The 694-nt window shown below is 47.0% G+C and carries 2 protein-coding genes; both read left to right on the top strand.

All coding sequences use genetic code 11. The features are described from left to right. Positions 1 to 291: LysR substrate-binding domain-containing protein (locus L5M28_RS24015; RefSeq protein ID WP_263204544.1), on the top strand; the 291-nt coding region annotated here is incomplete at its 5' end. Positions 292 to 412: 121 nt separating this feature from the next. Beyond that, on the top strand, positions 413 to 694 hold a 282-nt coding region (locus L5M28_RS24010), incomplete at its 3' end, for a transposase DNA-binding-containing protein (RefSeq protein ID WP_263198260.1).

Raw genomic sequence — 694 nt, 5'->3', positions numbered from 1 at the left:
ATGGCGACTCGGCTGCTTAGCCGTAAATATCCAACTCACCCCGGCATTCAAGAGATCCCCTGCAAGGGATTTACCAACCAAATCAGCCTCATTCTCGAACCTGTCGCAAAAGGGCTAGGATTTACGGTTATACCGCAATACGCCCGAAAAGCCTTTGAACGACAAGAAGATATTTATGTTGTGGAATGTGGCAGCCAAGTTGTAGACACCATTTGGCTTATCCACCGTGCGGAATGGCCCTTATCACGCAGAGCCCAAAAAGCGATTACATTTTTAAAGGGGAAAATATAAAACCCCATTAAAAAATCTGTCTCTTCTACACAAATCCCTCGGTTTGCCCCGAGGGATTTTTTTGAACCATTTTCAATTACCCTGATCTGATCCTGACCTTTTGTTTCAGATACCACATRCCATGTTTTTAAGTGAACCATCACTCTGGGCACARAGCATTTTTCAGCGCGCAMAATTAGGGGATGTACGAAGGACCAAACGGCTTGTACAGTTGGCGGCTCAACTTGCAGCTCATACAGGACAATCTATCGTGCAATCTCTTTCATCCAGTGCAGACATTGAAGCCGCTTATCGCTTTGTCCGTAACGAGCATATCAGTCCGGCAGCGATTGCTGAGGCAGGTTTTGCTGCCACAGTGCAAGCCTGCGAACCATTTGACTGCCTACTGGCGCTGGAAGACACC

It is taken from the genome of Shewanella sp. SW32 (assembly GCF_025653365.1).
Taxonomy (GTDB): domain Bacteria; phylum Pseudomonadota; class Gammaproteobacteria; order Enterobacterales; family Shewanellaceae; genus Shewanella; species Shewanella oncorhynchi.
The sequence above is the reverse complement of the archived record's forward strand: the minus strand, read 5'-3'. Positions and strand labels throughout refer to the sequence as shown.